Below are 16,100 nucleotides of genomic sequence, written 5' to 3'. Positions count from 1 at the left end.
CAAATGAAAAACCGTGAAGGTTTTCCCCTGGCCTTAAAGACGGGCTTTATCCCTGGCCCACGCGATGATGGCCTGCGCATCGATGGCGCCCGGCTGGCGCGCCACTTCCACGCCCTTGCGAAACAGGGCCAGGGTGGGAATGCTGCGGATATTGAAACGGCTGCCCAGGTCCGGCGACGCTTCCGTATTGACCTTGACGACGCGGAACGCCGGCTCCAGCGTCCTGGCCGCTTGCACATAGAATGGCGCCATGCTGCGGCACGGACCGCACCAGGGTGCCCAGAAGTCCACCAGCACGGGAATGTCGCTGCGTTCGATATGCTTGAGGAAACGGGCGCTGGCCAGGTCCACAGGCTGGCCCGTAAACAAATCCTTCTGGCACTTGCCGCAAGTGGGCTGTTCAATCAGGCGCGCGGCCGGCAGCCGGTTGACGGCGTCGCAATGGGGGCACACGATGTGCAGGGAGTCTGGCGTGGTCGGGGTCATGGCATTCCTGGAAAGGGTAGCGTACAGTTGCCGGACATTTTACGGCGTATCGTGCGGCGGCGCTTGTCTGCATAGTCCGCTATAGTGCGCTGGAACGGCGCGCGTATTGCCCAGCCAGCCAAGGAGAAACATGCCTGATGTCGCAAACAACATGGAGCTGAAGAACGCCGAGCTGGCTGCCGCCCTGGCCGTGCAGCGTGCCGCCTGCCTGGCTCACCCCATGCCCACGCTTGCCGAGCGCAAACGCGACCTGCAAACCCTGCAGCGCTTTATCCGCGACCATAAAGATGCACTATGCGAGGCGATCAGCACCGATTATGGCAACCGCTCCCGGCACGAAACCTTGCTGGCGGAGATCTTTCCCGCCATCGACGGCATAGCCCATGTCTTGAAGCACTTGAAAAAATGGATGAAACCGCAGCGCCGCAGCGTGGACTGGCGCACTTTCCCCGGTGCCCGCAACCGCGTGCTGCCCCAGCCGCTGGGCGTGGTGGGCGTCATCGCGCCGTGGAATTTCCCCGTGAACCTGAGCCTGGTGCCTTTGACCTACATCTTCGCCGCCGGCAACCGCGCCATGGTCAAGATGAGCGAGAATTCGCGCCACCTGGCGCAGCTCTTGATCGAGAAGATGCCCGCCTATTTTCCGCCGGAAAAATTGCAGTTTTTCGACGAGGCGGGCGGCGTGGGCATCGCTTTTTCACAACTGCCGTTCGACCACCTGCTGTTTACGGGTTCCGGCCAGACGGGCCGCGCCGTGATGGCGGCGGCCGCGCGCAATCTGTGTCCCGTCACCCTGGAGCTGGGCGGCAAGGCGCCGGCCATCGTCTGCGCCGATTTCGATGTGCGCACGGCAGCCGAACGCATTTTGTTTGTCAAATACCTCAACGCGGGGCAGATCTGCACCAGCGTCGACCACGCCTGGCTACCCGAGGCCAGCATCGCCGCCTTCGTCGAGCATGCGCGCCAGATCATGCCCACGCGCTACCCGCGGCTCGACACGCCCGATTACACTTCCATCATCGACGAAGCCGCCTTTGAGCGCCTGCTGCAGGCGCTCGACGAAGTGCGGGAACGGGGCGCACAAGTCATTCCCCTGCTGCCGGGGCCTGCATACGACCGGGCCACGCGCAAGATCGCGCCGCACATCGTGCTCGACGCCCCCGCAGACAGCCTGCTGCTGACGCGGGAAATCTTCGGCCCCATCCTGCCCCTGCGTGGCTACACGAAACTGGAAAGCGTGATCGGCAGCATCAATGCGGGGCCGCGCCCGCTGGCCATCTATCCGTTCAGCAACAATAAGCAGACTGTGCAGCTTCTGATCGATACGGTGATGTCGGGCGGCGTGTCCGTCAACGACGCGCTGTTCCACGTGGGCCAACACGATCTGCCGTTCGGCGGCGTGGGCGAGTCCGGCATGGGCCACTACCATGGCGTCGAAGGTTTTCACACCTTCAGCAAGCTGCGGCCCGTGTTTTACCAGGCGCGCTACAGCGCTTTGACACTGCTGTGGCCGCCGTATGGCAAGCTGGCCAGCCGCGTGCTGGCCTTTCTGACCCGTTGATGCTTTACAACTGATGCTTTACAGGAACAGCGAGGCGGCGATGGCCCACATGACGACGGCAATGATGCCGTCGAGCACGCGCCAGGCCATGGGCTTGGCAAACACGGGCGCCAGGTAGCGGGCGCCAAAGCCCAGCAGGAAGAACCACAGGGCCGAAGCCATGATGGCGCCACCGGCGAAGTAGAAGCGTCCCACGCCTTCATGCTGGCCGCCGATCGAACCGAGCAAAATCACCGTATCGAGGAAGGCGTGCGGGTTCAGCAGGCTGAACGCCAGCGCCGCGCCGATCACGGCCCAGTAGCCTTCGGGCGACTTGGCCGCCGATACCGTCATGGCCGTTGGACGCCAGGCCGACTTGGCCGCGCGCAAGCCATACGCGATGAGGAAGGTCGCGCCACCGGCCTTGGCCCACAGCAAGAAATTAGGATTATCGGCAATGAAAGTGCCCATGCCGGCCACGCCGGCCGTGATCAGGATGGCGTCGCACAGCAAACAGACAAGTATGCAGGTGAGCACGTAATGGCGCTTCAGCCCCTGCTTGAGCAAGAATGCGTTCTGCGTGCCGATGGCCACGATCAGGCTCGCTCCGAGCCCCATGCCTTTCAAGAAAATTGCGCTGTCCATATCGATTCCTTTCTATTGCTTTCCATCACGCGCACGGCCGCCCACGCTCTGCCGGCAACGGCAAAGTCATCAGAGGTAGGTGGAGGGTGGTGCGGAACCAGGAGGACCGCGCGGGAGAGTGGAGTTGTTACCCTATTTCAACAGTGTAAAGAAAAAGTAAATATAAGTATAATGAATGATTCTAACCATATATAAGAGAATCTTATGCGTGTCGTCGATTACCGTGGATTGGCCGCCCTCGACGCCGTGATCGGCCTGGGCAGCTTTGAAAAGGCTGCGCAGGCACTGGCGATCAGCCAGCCGGCCGTGTCGCAGCGCATCCGCACGCTGGAAAACCTGGAAGGCACTTTGTTGATCATCCGCAGCCACCCGCCCCTGCCTACGGAAGCGGGCCAGCGCCTGATCGCCCATTACCGGCAAGTCAAGCTGCTCGAAGCGGCGCTCGACGCCCAGCCCGGTCCCACCACGCAATTGCCGGAGCTGGCCATCGCCGTCAACGCCGACAGCGCCGCCACCTGGATCCCGGAAGCGCTGGGGCCGCTACTCTCGCCACCGTCCTGCCTGCTCGATATCCGCCTCGACGACCAGGACCACACCCTGAGCCAGCTGCGCGAAGGGCGCGTGTTTGCCTGCGTCAGCAGCGCCAACGACCTGGTGGCCGGCACCACGGCCACGCCGCTGGGCGGCATGCGCTACCTGTGCGTGGCATCGCCCGCGTTCGCGCAGCGATGGTTTCCCCATGGTTTTACGGTGGAGGCCGTCAGCCAGGCGCCCGCCATCACGTTTGGCAGCAAGGATGCGCTGCACGAGCGCTATCTGCAGCACCGCCTCGGCTACACGGGCCGCTATCCGCACCATGTGCTCGGTTCGGCGCGCGACTTCGTGCGCTTCATCGAAGCGGGCTATGCTTATGGCATGGTGCCTTTGCTGCAGGCGGAAACGGCGCTGGCCACTGGCCGGTTGGTCGACGTGGCGGCCGGGCAGGCGCTCGACGTGCCCCTGACCTGGCATGCCTGGGATATCCAGACGCCGCTCACACGCACCCTGTCGGACGCCGTCATCGCCACGGCGCGCAAATGGCTGTTACAGGATTGATAGACGCATGCAACATTTATCTATGCCAGACTGCAACTTCCCCATGTGCGCCCTGCCCTGCCTGGCCTACACTACAAGCATGAACCATCACCATCAGGAGCTGGCATGACGACCCTGCGCACCACTTTGCTCGGTTTGCTGGCGACCATCCCGCTCGCTGCCGGCCTGGCAGCTTGCTCACCCTTGAGCGTCATCAATGCCTTGTCGTCCGGCAGTGCCTCACAGGTGACGCGGGGCCTGGCCTACGGCCCCCTGCTGCGGCAAAAACTCGATGTGTATGCCCCCAAGACCCGCACGGGGCCCGTGCCCGTGGTGGTGTTCTTTTACGGCGGCAACTGGACAGCGGGCGAGCGCGCCGACTATGCCTTCGTTGGCCACGCGCTTGCCGCGCGTGGCTACCTGGCCGTGATCGCCGACTACCGGCTATATCCGGAGGTGCACTACCCGGAGATTTTGCAGGATGCCGCCCGCGCCGTGGCCTGGGCCGCGATGGAATCGAGCCGCCATGGCGGCGACCCCGCCCGTTTGTTCGTGATGGGCCATAGCGCGGGCGCCTACAATGCGGCGATGCTGGCGCTCGACGCCAGCCTGCTGGCGCGCCACCGCATGCACCCGCACGACTTGCGCGGCTGGATAGGCTTGGCCGGTCCCTACGATTTCTTGCCGATCGAAAATACCACCACCCGGCCCGTCTTCTTTTACCCGGACACGCCCGCCGCTTCGCAGCCCATCCATCACGTGACGGCCGAGGCCCCGCCCGCCCTGCTGATCGCCCCCTTGCCCGGACGGGACAAGCTGGTCAATCCACAACGCAATACGGGCGGCCTGGCCACCGCCTTGCGGGCACTGCAGCGGCCCGTGACGGAAACGTACTTCGACAAGGTCAGCCATACCACCCTGGTCGCCTCGCTGGCCAGCCCCCTGCGCATGCTGGCCCCCACGCTGGGCGCCGTGAGCGCCTTTATCGACGCCAACAGCAAGGTCGATACCATGCTGACACGTCACATGGGCGCGGGCACGGATGGGCGGGAAATTCCCGCCACGCCGCCACGTCCTGCAACGGCGCAAAGCACCACCACGCAGGCTGCCGTCGCGCGCGCCCACGACAAAACGCCCGCCCCCTGAAGGACGGGCGCTCTGCCCGGACCACTACGCACGATGCTGCGCCAGCTAAGAACATCCCAAGGCTCGGCCCTCGCGATGCGGATTCAGCTGCCATTCAGCTACCGGCAGCAGTCCGCTTACTCTTTACGGCTGGCGCTGCTGGTTTTGCTTTGTGCGGAGCCCGCTTGCGATGCGCTGCCGCTGGCGGAGCTTTCGCTGCCGGCCGACTGCTGGCTACCCTGCTGACTGGCGCTTTGCAGGCTTTGGCCGTCACGGCTGTGCGCACCGCGCTGCTGGTCGCGGTTGCTACCATTTTGATGGTAAGCCTGGAATGGTTCGGCGACGCGCTGCATGGCTTCCTGCTGCTTGCGCACGTTTTTCTGCGTTTCTTCCGAAGCCGTGCGGGCCACTTCTTCGGCCAGCGCCTTGGCCGTACGGCTCGTTTCATTCACATGCTGCTCGGCCACGTTGGCCAGTTCGACCTGCGTATCGGCGGCCAGACGCGACAGCTGTTGCTGATACTTGCGCAATTGCTCGGCGGCTGGCTGGCCCGCTGCGGCAGCGACCTGGAACACATCTTCAGCGCGCTCGACCGTCAGCAGGTTCTGGCTGGTGACAGTGGTTTCTTCCAGCAAGCCTTGCGCCAGCTGCATATTCAGGTCACTGAAGTGCTGCACCGACTGGAACATGGACTTCGACAGACCATTGAAAAAAGCCAGTTGCGCTTCCAGGTGGTTTTTGACGGCTGGGGTAACACTACGGGAATATGGATACATGGAGTTCCTCATTAAATAGCGGTTGGGTAAATACAAGGCGACACCACCGGTTGTCGAACGGTGCAGCAGACGACCGGGCTACGCCACGAAACGCGAAAAAACATATCCGATTGGTGGGAAGATGCTTTGCAACGCGAGTCCCAAGGCTACGTGAGCACCGCAGGTGAGGCATGATCTGGATCAAAGGTGCGCTAAGCTGCGCAGAAAGTTTTGGCTGGACAGCTTGCCCTTGGCAAACGTCAGTGACAGGAAGGAAAATCTGTGCCAGGCACGCTCAACGCGCGGCGCCGGTGCCCGGCACGACGGGCTTGTAGCCATGGCTGCGCAGCGAAGCTTCCAGCCAGCGGTTGCCATACCAGCCACGTGCCAGCAGGTAACTGAGCTCCGCGGCGGCCATCAGCAGCATCATCGGACCGATGTGCAGTTCGGTGGCCAGATGACTGCCAAACCACAGGCAGACATCCATCGCCAGCATGAGCAGCAATAGCCACCAGCGGCGCTTGGCCACGGCCCAGAACGAGCCCAGCAACAGGGCCGGCCAGGAAAATCCCGCTTTCACGTAGGCATAGCGGCCCGCATCGTCGGCAAACAGGGTGGCGCTTTGCTTCATGCTGCTCTCTTCTGGTAATGAACGTTGTCAGGGTTCGGGATGGTGGCAGACGGCTTCGACATTGTGACCGTCCGGCCCCAGCACGAAGGCGCCGTAATAATTCGGATGATACATGGCGCGGATGCCGGGGGCGCCGTTATCCTTGCCGCCCGCTGCCAGTGCAGCCTGGTAAAACGCGTCCACCTGGGCGCGGTTGTCCGCCGCGAAGGCGAGATGCATGCCGGCATGCGGCGTGCCGCCCACGCCGAACCAGAAATCGGGCTTGCCATCCTTGCCCAGGCCAACCCAGCCCTGCTCTTCCATCACCACCGACACGCCCAGGGGCGCCAGGGCGGCCGAAAAGAAGGCCTTGCTGGCCTGGGCATCGCTGACATTCAAACCGATGTGATCAAGAATCATGATGGTGCTCCTCGCAGGTAAGGGGACGGGAAGCGCAGTATGCGCCAATATTGCCTTTTAGGCAAGCAAAACTACAGATCCGGCGCGTAGCGGGCGACCATCTGCGCCTGCGTTTCCTGCGGCCCGCCGCCACCCGTCTGCTCCGCGATCATCTGGCCCATCGTCGGCAAGACGCAGCGTTCGACTTGCGCCGTGCTGTCCCACAGGCGCGCACGCATGAGGGCCTTGGCGCAGTGCAAATAAGCCTCGGCCACGCGCAGGCGCATGACCAGGCGTGGCGGGTTGCGCTCGGCGGCAAAGTGCGCCAGCAGCGCTGGATCGTCGCTGAGACTGGCCTCGCCATTTACGCGCAAGGTTTCATCGACGCCGGGGATCATGAACAGCAGCCCCGCCCTGCCCGTCTCGGCAATATTGCTGAAACTGTCGAGGCGGTTATTGCCCTTGGCATCGGGCAGCAGCAAGGTATGGGCATCGAGCACGTGCACGAAACCTGGCGCGCCGCCGCGCGGCGAGGCGTCGAGCTGGCCGCCAGTCCCGCCCGTGGCCAGCACGACGAACGGCGACAGCCCGATAAAGGCGATGCAATGCGGGTCGAGATGGTCTAGCTGCTTGCTCAGCGAGCGCCCCTGCGCGGGCGGATAATGCGCGCGCAGTTGCTCCAGCGAATTGATTTCCATGCGCTTCCCCTGCCTAGCGCAGGTTGCCTGTATGACCGAGCGAATAGCGGCCCGGCTGTGGCCACACGGTCAGGCCGTGCGGTTCCTGGCCGACTTTTACCTTGGACACGTCGCCACTGTTCGTATCGATGCGATACACCACATCGTCGAAACGGCCGGACAGCCACAGATACTTGCCGTCGGCGCTCACATTGCCCATGTCGGGGCTGCCGCCGCCGGGAATCGGCCAGTTCGCCACCACTTTTTCGGTGGCGAAATCGATCACGCTGACGCTGCCCTTGCCATTGCGCTTGCCGTGGATGCGGTGCGTGCCGCGGTTGGCCACGTACAGTTTCTTGCCGTCACGGCTCGGGTACAAGCCATGCGCGCCCACGCCCGTCTGGATGAAGCCGATTTCCTTCAGGGTGGCGCCATCGACGATGTGCACGCCGTCGGCATCCATGTCGGCGATAAAGAATTTCTTGCCGTCCGGCGAGATGCGTATGTCTTGCGGCATGCCCTTCTTGACGCTGCAGATTTCATTCGCGGGGCCGCCCACGGGGCCGGACTCGGCAAAGCGCTTGGCCGGCATCTGCAATTTCAGGTAGCCGTCGACCTTGCGCCCCACCAGGTCGATCTTGGCGATGGTGCCGTCGAACTCGCAGGTGAACATGGCGTAGCGGCCGTCATTCGAGAAGTCCGCATGGTTGATGCCGCCGCACTGAGGTGTGTCGATCGAATACTGTACGGCCATGGTCTTCGGATCGCGGAAATCGAGGCGGTGGCGCGCTTCGGCCACGACAATGGCCGACTTGCCATCCGGCGTGAAATACATATTGTAGGGATCATCGACGGGCACTTCCTTGCCCGGCTTGCCCGTCAAGGGGTCGACCGGCGTCAGACTGCCCTTGTCCGTGCGTTCGGCATTGTTCGCCACCCACAGGGTGCGCAAGTCCCACGACGGCACCACGTGCTGCGGGCCGCTGCCGACCTTGAACTTGTCGACCACTTTCAGGCTGTCCTGGTCGATCACATACACATCGTTCGAGCGCAGGTTGGGCACGTAGACGCGGCGCAAGTGATCCTTGACGACGGGGCTCATATTGCTGCTGCCGATGCTGCCGTACACGTTTTTCGGGTCCACCAGCGGCGGCATGCCCGGCAGCGGCGAATAGGCGGCAGCCGGCGCGGCGGCGGGGACCGGCGTGCTGGCGCCGATGACCTGGCTGGCCACGCCCAGGCCGGCCAGTGCGGCTGCCAGGGCGGACAAGGTGACGATGGTGCGTCGTTGAGATTTTTTCATGTGATTTCGCGTCGTTTCGTTGCAAAAGCCGGAAGTTCAGCACCGCCGGCGGAGAATTTACTTGTTACGTTGCAGCAATTGCTTGATGGCGGCCACCGACGTGTCCACCTGCAGCTTGATGCCGATCTGGCCCAGTTCAGCCGTGGCACGCGTGGCGTCGCCGCGCACGCCGTCCGCCACACCAGGCTTGGGCCCGTGGGCCATGGCCTCGCTGCGCACCAGCGACGGGTCCGTCGCCAGCATCAGCGCCGCGTCCGCCAAGCCCGCGTGCAGGCCGATCTCGGCGCTGCTGTGGCCGCGCTTTTGCAGTTCGGCAATATATTGCGATTGCGTGATGTCATAGTAGTCGAGCAAGGCATACGCGCGCGCATCTTTGGCAGCGGATGCTTTGCCCCAGGCCCGATTGAGCTTATTCGCCACATTCTGCTCGTTCTTCTGGTAACCACCGTGATCACCAAGGAAAATGATGTCGCGAAAACCATGCTGGCGCAAGCTGGCGGCCGCGCCTTCCAGCACGGCCTCGAAGGCGGCTGGCGGTATCGAAATCGTGCCGGCAAAGCGCATGTGGCCGGCCGGCGGAGAAATCGCGCCTTCCGGCACGTAGGACACGACGGGCGCGACGATGGTGTTGCCCAGCTTTTGCGCAATCTGGCGCGCCAGCAGAGCGGCGCGCACATTGTGCTTGCCCAGCGCAATATACGGCCCGCTCTGCTCGACGCCGCCGATCGGCACCAGCACGGTGGTAGCGCCGTGGTCGATACGGCTGCGCAACTCCGTGCTGGTCAGCTCTTCCAGCATGACACTGCTGCTGGCAGGCGTGGCCGCCAGAGCGGACGCGGCAGGAATCAGGCAGAACAGGGTCAAGGAAAACACGGAGCCGAATGGCTTGGACAGTATGGAGGGCACGCGCGGCGCAAGAGGTACATTCGGCCGGGGGAACTGCAGAGTCATAAGCAAACATCTTTCCAAGGTCAAAGCGTGACGCCGTGCCCGGCCTTGCCAGGCAAGCTGGCTGCCACGCAGGAATTGTATTCCATCATGACAGGAAGGGCACGTTAATTTGCTGCAGTGCTTTGCAAGGAATTGACGAGGGGAAACTATCTGTCAGGCTATTGTCGCCTTGGCCCCATCCACCTCGCCGTCATGGAGAGCCGCGTGGCGTTTCTCGGCATAGGCCTTGAGCGAGCGCATCGTCTTGGGTAACCCGTGCCGGACTTGTTTGGCAACGCCTGGTCCGAACAGAAAAGCAAGCGCTCCAGTGAACCACACGCGGTGAACGACTTCCGCTCCGCCATCTACTGCGGCAACCGTGTGCTCGAAGTGGATACGGAACAGCGGGATGTAGCCCTCGACAGTGAACGAGCGGCCTGCGGTGCGCTCGGTAACCACCATCGGAATACCCATCCCCTTGTTCGGCACTATCCTGCCCTGTGTTCCCGCTGCGAATGGCCCATTGAGCCGGGCTTGCTTTGTATCCGGATCCCACAAGTGCCATCGGTCGACTTCGCTCCAGATTTGATCGATGACCATGGGCGGAACTGCAATGTGGATGCTTTCTTCGATATGCGCCAATTTTGGGATCTCCCTATCATTGCGATAAAAGTAACTGCGTCTGCTATCCGGCATCGCGCAGTGCCTGGGTATTAAGTAACCCCCAATAAATTATTGTGATTTCTGACTGCCATAACCGGCGCTCTGCAAGGTGGCCGACGAGGCTTGCTCACTGCTAGCAGTGCTCGCACTGCGTCGCAGCGAGCGCCTTGCATAGCATCCGGTTCTGTTCGTCATAGATTCACACTAATTTCCCGAGGATTACTTAGTCAGCGGCATAGCATTTATCATGCAGAATATCCATGATAATTGCGCCAATCAAAAGATACTCCGCTAGCAGGAACAAACACCGCGGCTTTTCCTTTGCATCGACAAAAACATAGCTGCCGGGATTGTAGGATACACTGTTTTTTTATCATATAAATGTAATTAGATTCTGCTTATGCTTGTCGCAGACAGAATCTGGTCATGGCGACAGCCTTGTTTTAAGCCAGGTGTAATCGGTATGCAAGTGAGCAGGCATGTATGTCACACCTGGGCACGATGCTGCCCTAAAAATGCGGGCCATGAACGCCTTGGATTTTGAGAGACTATGAACGCAACACATTGGAGGGTTCAGGAGCTAAATCACCACTCAGCCGATATCGTTTGGCTGAATGCCGAGGGTGCTCGCCGCGCATATCATTTAGTGGGCCTTCATGACTCGAAGACGCATCTCGGCCTGGACGTGAACACCGTTGACTCCATCGAGCGGCTCGCATTCGGCGCTGATGTGGTCAGCGCGACCAGCTGGTTACGTGCGCGTGTGCCGGGAATTCAGCAGGTCGTGGTTGTGTTTGGAGAAGACGACTGTTTCGTATGCAGCAGTGTGTACCTGGTCGAAAATTGGTCGGATATTTTTGTCCCTTCACGTGACGACGCGATGGTCTATTCGAACGACACGCCGCTTATCCTGTTTTATTGCCATGAAAATGCATACGAGGTGGGGCAGCGAATGGCCTATGATTAAAGGCGGCGTTCGGCCAGGAGCAGCCGTTGAAGCGAAACCTGAGTAACTAAAATCAATAATGAAATGATGGAATATGAAATGCAGCTTCAGCTGGGACAGAAAATTTCCCGCATTTCTCTTTCTCCTTAATTTTCTTTGCTTGCACCTTTGCACCTGAAGTTGTACCGGCTCATGTCAGGATTTTTTTTCCTTGGTGTTATCGGTGCTATTTTCTTGCGTAGGGAGCAATAAATCAGCGTTGGCCTTACCGGCGAAGAGCTTGCAATGGAAGTTCATGCAGCCGATACCACGAGCTTTGTTTCCCGCTTTGCTACAGTTGCTGGTATTGTCGACAGTGACGATGCTGCTGGATGTTTACATTGCCACGAATTCACTAGACACTGCTGAGCTACTCATAAGCTGTGGCTGGAGACTGTTGCAAACAGTCAGGCGGGCCTGCCAACGACGTCAACCGGCCATACAGGACATCCAGTACACAATACCTTCCTTCTCACATTCATTCATGATGACTATCCCTACTCTCGATTCTTCCACCGTCGCCTGCGACGATTCAGGTGTCTATCGAACATTGCTGGAGTCGACCCGCGCAATTCCGTGGCGAATCGACTGGGCCACTATGCGCTTCACTTACATTGGCCCCCAAATTGAGGAGTTGCTCGGTTGGAAACAGTCAAGTTGGCTGTCCGTAAACGACTGGGCCGAACGCATCCATGAAGAGGATCGCAAGAAGACAGTCGATTTTTGTGTCGCACAGTCGCAGATGGGCCTCGATCACGAAGCCGACTATCGGGCGTTAACGCCCGACGGAGAACAGGTTTGGATCCGAGACGTCGTGCACGTGGTGCGTCGCCAGGACGGCAGCGTCGAATCGCTGGTTGGCTTCATGTTTGACATTACCGAGCGTAAGCAGGCCGAGGACAAAATCCTCCAGTTGCAGCGCGAGCTGGAAGTGCTCACCTACCGCGACAGCCTGACAGGCGTTGCAAACCGCCGCATGTTCGACACGCTGTACGCGATCGAATGGGCCAAGGCGCGCGCCACTGGCGAACCGCTGTCGCTGATCGTGATCGACATAGATTATTTTAAACAGTACAACGATCATTATGGCCACATGCAAGGTGACGACTGTTTGCGTCGTGTAGCCCAGGCAATGGATGAGGGCGCTTCACGTTCGCGCGACCTATGCGCCCGCCTGGGAGGCGAGGAGTTTGTGCTGCTGCTGCCAGCCACGGACGAGGGAGCAGCCCGCAACGTGGCCGAGCGCTGTCGCAAGCTGCTGGCGCGCAAGGAAATCGAGCATGCACGCTCCGGCGTTGGTCGCTTAGTCACTGTCAGCATGGGCGTCGGCACTATCTTGCCCGGCGCCCTGGTTGACCCCCATGTTTTTCTCGATAGAATAGACCGCCGTCTTTATCAGGCCAAGTCCGGGGGGCGCGACCGTATATGCGACGTCGAGTCGTAAGCCTCCGCGCCAGTGCTCACAAGCCGAACCTCCTCTTTGGGGCGGAAGCTGCCGATGATGGCAACCGGCCAGAAGCGGACCTCTATATTAAGAAGGAGCGAGTGCTCGTGGGAAATGCCGTTTTAAGCCGGTTGTCCATGATGAGTTTTATGGAACGGGGAAAGGATACAGCTTACCAGAGCGTAAACGCACTCCTGCTTCGGGCAAGCTATGACACAGGGCGAGGCTTGATGGCTTTTAGTCCCGTTTTAACGCGCTTCGACTGCTACGTCCGCCAAGGGGCGGCCCCCGCCTACGGCGGCAACCGGCCAAAATCGGCCTGTCACGTAAGCGCAGAGCATGACTCTATCGCTGCGGGAGCAGGCCTTGTAGAAAATGCTTGGACTTAAGAGGCTGGTTGATTAATGGACAGAATAAGACATGCAGTCGTTAACGCCCCTTGGTTCAGCGCACTAGGTAGCTATCAACCTAGCGAAGGCCAAATAGCGCTCCCGAATTTGAGTGCCTGGGACAGGCCACGCTTCCCAGCGGAGTTAGACACTAGCTTAGCAAAAATTGCTTCAGATATGGACTGGCTGCCCAGCTCCCGCGATCAACCCGACCCGATCCATGGAGAGCACCTCAGGACCATCTTGAAGGACAATGGAACTGCGTACCAGCAAGCAGTCTTGGAGTCCTACAAGTTGGCCTTGAAATCATTGAGGGTGGTGCCCGACAGGACGATTTTCTCTGGGGCGAACGACTTCACACAAGCCGCCAAAGACTCGGCAATCTATTGTGTGCGGATGGCTACCTTGGAAGTCTTGAATGCCCAACCTAATTTTTGGCTTGACGCTTTGACGATTTATCACGAAGGCAATTGGCCATGTGGTCTGTTGCCTGATGGGACGCTTGTGGTCTTCTAATCGCGTTCCTGGGCCGCATCAATTTACAGCCAGGGAATGGCAGTCCGCATTGGTGCGTAACCTGCCAGCGACGGCAACCGGCCAAAAGCTGACATTGAGAAAGTCATACCGAGCGACTGCTTCTGCTCCGAAGAACTCCACTTTGAGTCCAGTGCACTACCTCGATCCTAGACCGTTCCACAAGTTATGGGGTCCACGGGAGGGTTAACCGACCCAGCCAACCGCACTTGTATCAAATCCAGCAGCGCCCGCACACGCGCGGTCACGGAATGGCGATGGCTGTATGCCCCCAGTAATTTCAGGGGCGCGGGACACAGGTCCAGTGGTACCTCCTGCAATCGGCCCGTAGCAAGATCTTCCTGGCAGGGATAGGCCGCCACAATCGCGAAGCCGATGCCTTGCCGTGCGCCTGCCACTGCCAGTTCTCCGCTGTTGACGCGGTAACGGCTGCGGACCGGCACCTTGACGATTTCTCCCGCAGCGTTCTGAAACTGCCAGGGCTGACCTTTCAGCGCACTGAGGGTGGTGATGCAGGGTAGAGACTTCAGTTCGCGCACATAGCGTGGCATGCCGGTCTTGGCTAGCAAGGTGGGGGCGGCAACCACGATGCTGGGCAGGGTGGCGAGTTCGCGGGTGATGAAAGTACTGTCCTCCTGATGGCCCCGGTGGAAGACGATTGAAAGATCGACGTCCTCTCGAAGTACCTCCAGCCCGGTCATCCGAGTATCGCATTCAAGCTCGATGCCTGGATGGAGGCTACAGAATTCGGCCAGGATAGGAGCTAGCAGCCTTGGCGCTTCGCCTGGCATGCACATCCTTAGGGGGCCACGCAGCTCACGCTGTACTGCGCCAAGCTCTTCCTCGGTGGAGAGCAAGGCGTCGAGCAAGGGTTTTGCGCGTTCGTAGAGTAGCCTGCCAGCTTCCGTCATGCGCAGGTGGCGGGTGCTGCGTTCCAGCAGGCGGACGCCCAGCATGCGTTCCAGCGAGGCGACGTGGCGGCTAACGTTAGAAGATGGCAGGGTCAGCAGGCGTGCCGCGCCGGCAAAGCTTTGTTCATCGACGACCGCCACGTAGACACGGACTGTATTCAGGTCGAGGGCATTGCGCATTATTATCCCGATTAAGGTATGAAAGCTATCCATTTTTACATACTAGTACTCCACAGTGGCGGAATTTAATATGCCATCTCGTCCGATGAATCGCCGTCGGCGGCACGTCGGGACGGATTGAATAGGAGAGCTTTAGCATGGAAATCGGAATACTTGGCGGCGGCATTGCAGGGTTGAGCGTGGCGCTTGCCTTGAGTAATCAAGGGTACAGTCCCCGGGTATATGAGCGCCGGGCAGGGCCGGCAACCATGGGGGCTGGCGTGACGCTCTGGCCCAATGCCAGCTTTGTGCTGGAAGAACTGGGACTGCTGCAAGACATTGAGGCCATTGGCGGTAGACCGCTGACAATGCGTCGCCAGGATGCTGCGGGAAATGCACTGGGGGGCCTCGATATTGGTTTGCTGGACCGGACGATGGGATACCCAACCTACACGGTGCTGCGCAGGCACTTGCAGGAGGTGTTGCTGGATCATGCGGCACGGGCAGGGATTCCGGTGGAGTTCGGGCGCCGGGCGGTGGCTATTGAGCTTGATACTAATGGCAGAGCCGTGGCCCATTTCGAAAATGGCGCGAGCATCCGCCCGGATCTGCTCATTGGGGCCGACGGTCGCATGGAATCAGTGGCGCGCAAGTTTGTCGCGGGTGACAACACACCAATCTATCAAGGCTTTGTGAACTGGATTGGCGTGGCGCAGGGGCCGCATGCGCTGGTGAACGATGTTTCGATTCAAGACTTCTGGGGGGCGGGCAAGCGCTTCGGTTGCGTGCCGGTCCGGCCGGATCTGGTCTACTGGGCGGCGGCGCAGGCACGGCCATTGCCGACGGCGGCGCCTGCAGCGGATATGCGTAAGGAAATTGAGGACCTGTTCGCGGAATGGCCTGAGCCTGTCACACGTCTCATCCAGGCGACACCGGCGGATGCCATCCGACTGATCGCCGTGCACGACCTGGAGCCGTTGCACACGTGGAGCCGGGCAAATGTGCTGCTCGTGGGAGATGCGGCGCACGCGCCGTTGCCGACGTCGGGGCAAGGAGCCTGCCAGGCGCTTGAGGATGCGTGGCATTTGGCCCGGTGCTTGGATGGTGCAAGTGGAGGCTTGGAAGACATCTTCCAGGCGTTTGCGAGAATTCGTGCTCCCAAAACCGTAAGGCTGGCGGAACAGGGCCGGGTCTTCGCACGTGGGTTGTTCGCCACAGATCCCGAAACCTGTCGCATCCGCAACGAGAGGGCCAAGGCGTCCGATCCTGTGCGTGACGTGCAGGTCTTGGCAGCCGGATGGAGCCAGGGTCTACCGATGCTTGGTGGGGCAGACAGCACGTCAGTGGAGGTAGGCGGCTTTGACAGCCTGTACCGCATTGAATGATGTGTACTGGATTCCACGCGGATAGAAAGTCATGTCCCCAGTGACGAAAGCCGAGCGGCCGGCTGAGCTTGACAGGCGCTGGATCC

16 protein-coding genes are annotated in these 16,100 nt (G+C 60.6%); 6 read left to right on the top strand and 10 right to left on the bottom strand.

All coding sequences use genetic code 11. The features are described from left to right. Window positions 1-33: 33 nt before the first annotated feature. Window positions 34-486, bottom strand: coding sequence for a thioredoxin TrxC (gene trxC / locus FJQ89_RS00595; RefSeq protein WP_141168617.1), 453 nt, complete (start codon window positions 484-486; stop codon window positions 34-36). A gap of 130 nt (window positions 487-616) precedes the next feature. Between trxC and FJQ89_RS00590 the strand changes: the two genes are divergently transcribed. Continuing rightward, window positions 617-2,047: a coniferyl aldehyde dehydrogenase gene (locus FJQ89_RS00590; protein ID WP_141168616.1), complete on the top strand. Its 1,431-nt coding sequence runs from the start codon at window positions 617-619 to the stop codon at window positions 2,045-2,047. 18 nt (window positions 2,048-2,065) lie between these two features. Here FJQ89_RS00590 and FJQ89_RS00585 read toward each other — a convergent pair whose 3' ends face one another. Then, window positions 2,066-2,671, bottom strand: a complete 606-nt coding sequence (locus FJQ89_RS00585) for a LysE/ArgO family amino acid transporter (protein ID WP_141168615.1) — start codon at window positions 2,669-2,671, stop codon at window positions 2,066-2,068. Between the two features lie 204 nt (window positions 2,672-2,875). On the opposite strand from FJQ89_RS00585, the gene FJQ89_RS00580 reads away from it, so the two are divergent. Together FJQ89_RS00580 and FJQ89_RS00575 are read left to right on the top strand one after the other, a co-directional pair. Next, a complete protein-coding gene (locus FJQ89_RS00580) occupies window positions 2,876-3,766 on the top strand; it encodes a LysR family transcriptional regulator ArgP (RefSeq protein ID WP_141168614.1) in 891 nt (296 codons plus the stop codon). 105 nt (window positions 3,767-3,871) lie between these two features. Then, window positions 3,872-4,891 (top strand): alpha/beta hydrolase, encoded by a 1,020-nt coding sequence (locus FJQ89_RS00575; RefSeq protein WP_141168613.1) that lies wholly within the window; start codon window positions 3,872-3,874, stop codon window positions 4,889-4,891. Window positions 4,892-5,007: 116 nt separating this feature from the next. Here FJQ89_RS00575 and FJQ89_RS00570 read toward each other — a convergent pair whose 3' ends face one another. The 7 genes from FJQ89_RS00570 to FJQ89_RS00540 form a co-directional block, all read right to left on the bottom strand. Then, on the bottom strand, window positions 5,008-5,646 hold the full coding sequence (locus FJQ89_RS00570; protein WP_141168612.1) for a phasin family protein: 639 nt from the start codon (window positions 5,644-5,646) through the stop codon (window positions 5,008-5,010). A 274-nt stretch (window positions 5,647-5,920) separates the two neighbouring features. Next, window positions 5,921-6,256 carry a hypothetical protein gene (locus tag FJQ89_RS00565; protein ID WP_071078049.1) on the bottom strand — a complete coding sequence of 112 codons (336 nt, stop codon included), beginning with the start codon at window positions 6,254-6,256 and terminating at the stop codon, window positions 5,921-5,923. A 27-nt stretch (window positions 6,257-6,283) separates the two neighbouring features. After that, window positions 6,284-6,655, bottom strand: a complete 372-nt coding sequence (locus tag FJQ89_RS00560; protein ID WP_205704544.1) for a VOC family protein — start codon at window positions 6,653-6,655, stop codon at window positions 6,284-6,286. A 71-nt stretch (window positions 6,656-6,726) separates the two neighbouring features. Next, on the bottom strand, window positions 6,727-7,332 hold the full coding sequence (locus FJQ89_RS00555) for a pyridoxamine 5'-phosphate oxidase family protein (protein WP_141168611.1): 606 nt from the start codon (window positions 7,330-7,332) through the stop codon (window positions 6,727-6,729). A gap of 13 nt (window positions 7,333-7,345) precedes the next feature. Then, the gene (locus FJQ89_RS00550; RefSeq protein ID WP_071078051.1) at window positions 7,346-8,614 is read right to left on the bottom strand and encodes a YncE family protein; all 1,269 of its coding nucleotides are present in this window, start codon (window positions 8,612-8,614) and stop codon (window positions 7,346-7,348) included. A gap of 57 nt (window positions 8,615-8,671) precedes the next feature. Continuing rightward, window positions 8,672-9,520 (bottom strand): creatininase family protein, encoded by an 849-nt coding sequence (locus tag FJQ89_RS00545; protein WP_243136327.1) that lies wholly within the window; start codon window positions 9,518-9,520, stop codon window positions 8,672-8,674. A gap of 198 nt (window positions 9,521-9,718) precedes the next feature. Further along, the gene (locus FJQ89_RS00540; RefSeq protein ID WP_243136325.1) at window positions 9,719-10,186 is read right to left on the bottom strand and encodes an SRPBCC family protein; all 468 of its coding nucleotides are present in this window, start codon (window positions 10,184-10,186) and stop codon (window positions 9,719-9,721) included. Between the two features lie 571 nt (window positions 10,187-10,757). Here FJQ89_RS00540 and FJQ89_RS00535 point away from each other — a divergent pair. Both FJQ89_RS00535 and FJQ89_RS00530 read left to right on the top strand, forming a co-directional pair. Beyond that, entirely contained in the window at window positions 10,758-11,174 is a 417-nt protein-coding gene (locus FJQ89_RS00535) for a hypothetical protein (RefSeq protein WP_141168609.1), read from the top strand. A 505-nt stretch (window positions 11,175-11,679) separates the two neighbouring features. Then, complete coding sequence (locus tag FJQ89_RS00530) at window positions 11,680-12,636, top strand: sensor domain-containing diguanylate cyclase (RefSeq protein WP_141172551.1); 957 nt, start codon at window positions 11,680-11,682, stop codon at window positions 12,634-12,636. A 1,072-nt stretch (window positions 12,637-13,708) separates the two neighbouring features. Here FJQ89_RS00530 and FJQ89_RS00525 read toward each other — a convergent pair. Next, a complete protein-coding gene (locus FJQ89_RS00525) occupies window positions 13,709-14,650 on the bottom strand; it encodes a LysR family transcriptional regulator (protein ID WP_141168608.1) in 942 nt (313 codons plus the stop codon). A 137-nt stretch (window positions 14,651-14,787) separates the two neighbouring features. On the opposite strand from FJQ89_RS00525, the gene FJQ89_RS00520 reads away from it, so the two are divergent. Beyond that, window positions 14,788-16,014 carry an FAD-dependent monooxygenase gene (locus tag FJQ89_RS00520; protein ID WP_141168607.1) on the top strand — a complete coding sequence of 409 codons (1,227 nt, stop codon included), beginning with the start codon at window positions 14,788-14,790 and terminating at the stop codon, window positions 16,012-16,014. Window positions 16,015-16,100 lie beyond the last annotated feature (86 nt).

This window comes from Janthinobacterium tructae, assembly GCF_006517255.1.
In the GTDB taxonomy this organism is placed as follows: domain Bacteria; phylum Pseudomonadota; class Gammaproteobacteria; order Burkholderiales; family Burkholderiaceae_D; genus Janthinobacterium; species Janthinobacterium tructae.
This window is presented reverse-complemented; position numbering and strand designations above follow the sequence as displayed.

Excerpts from the sequence above, each read along its gene's own strand:
- FJQ89_RS00575 (WP_141168613.1), top strand. The coding sequence starts at position 3,872 with ATGACGACCCTGCGCACCACTTTGCTCGGTTTGCTGGCGACCATCCCG.
- trxC (WP_141168617.1), bottom strand. The coding sequence starts at position 486 with ATGACCCCGACCACGCCAGACTCCCTGCACATCGTGTGCCCCCATTGC.
- FJQ89_RS00565 (WP_071078049.1), bottom strand. The coding sequence starts at position 6,256 with ATGAAGCAAAGCGCCACCCTGTTTGCCGACGATGCGGGCCGCTATGCC.
- FJQ89_RS00560 (WP_205704544.1), bottom strand. The coding sequence starts at position 6,655 with ATGATTCTTGATCACATCGGTTTGAATGTCAGCGATGCCCAGGCCAGC.
- FJQ89_RS00555 (WP_141168611.1), bottom strand. The coding sequence starts at position 7,332 with ATGGAAATCAATTCGCTGGAGCAACTGCGCGCGCATTATCCGCCCGCG.
- FJQ89_RS00585 (WP_141168615.1), bottom strand. The coding sequence starts at position 2,671 with ATGGACAGCGCAATTTTCTTGAAAGGCATGGGGCTCGGAGCGAGCCTG.
- FJQ89_RS00525 (WP_141168608.1), bottom strand. The coding sequence starts at position 14,650 with ATGCGCAATGCCCTCGACCTGAATACAGTCCGTGTCTACGTGGCGGTC.
- FJQ89_RS00520 (WP_141168607.1), top strand. The coding sequence starts at position 14,788 with ATGGAAATCGGAATACTTGGCGGCGGCATTGCAGGGTTGAGCGTGGCG.
- FJQ89_RS00535 (WP_141168609.1), top strand. The coding sequence starts at position 10,758 with ATGAACGCAACACATTGGAGGGTTCAGGAGCTAAATCACCACTCAGCC.
- FJQ89_RS00570 (WP_141168612.1), bottom strand. The coding sequence starts at position 5,646 with ATGTATCCATATTCCCGTAGTGTTACCCCAGCCGTCAAAAACCACCTG.
- FJQ89_RS00530 (WP_141172551.1), top strand. The coding sequence starts at position 11,680 with ATGACTATCCCTACTCTCGATTCTTCCACCGTCGCCTGCGACGATTCA.
- FJQ89_RS00550 (WP_071078051.1), bottom strand. The coding sequence starts at position 8,614 with ATGAAAAAATCTCAACGACGCACCATCGTCACCTTGTCCGCCCTGGCA.
- FJQ89_RS00580 (WP_141168614.1), top strand. The coding sequence starts at position 2,876 with ATGCGTGTCGTCGATTACCGTGGATTGGCCGCCCTCGACGCCGTGATC.
- FJQ89_RS00590 (WP_141168616.1), top strand. The coding sequence starts at position 617 with ATGCCTGATGTCGCAAACAACATGGAGCTGAAGAACGCCGAGCTGGCT.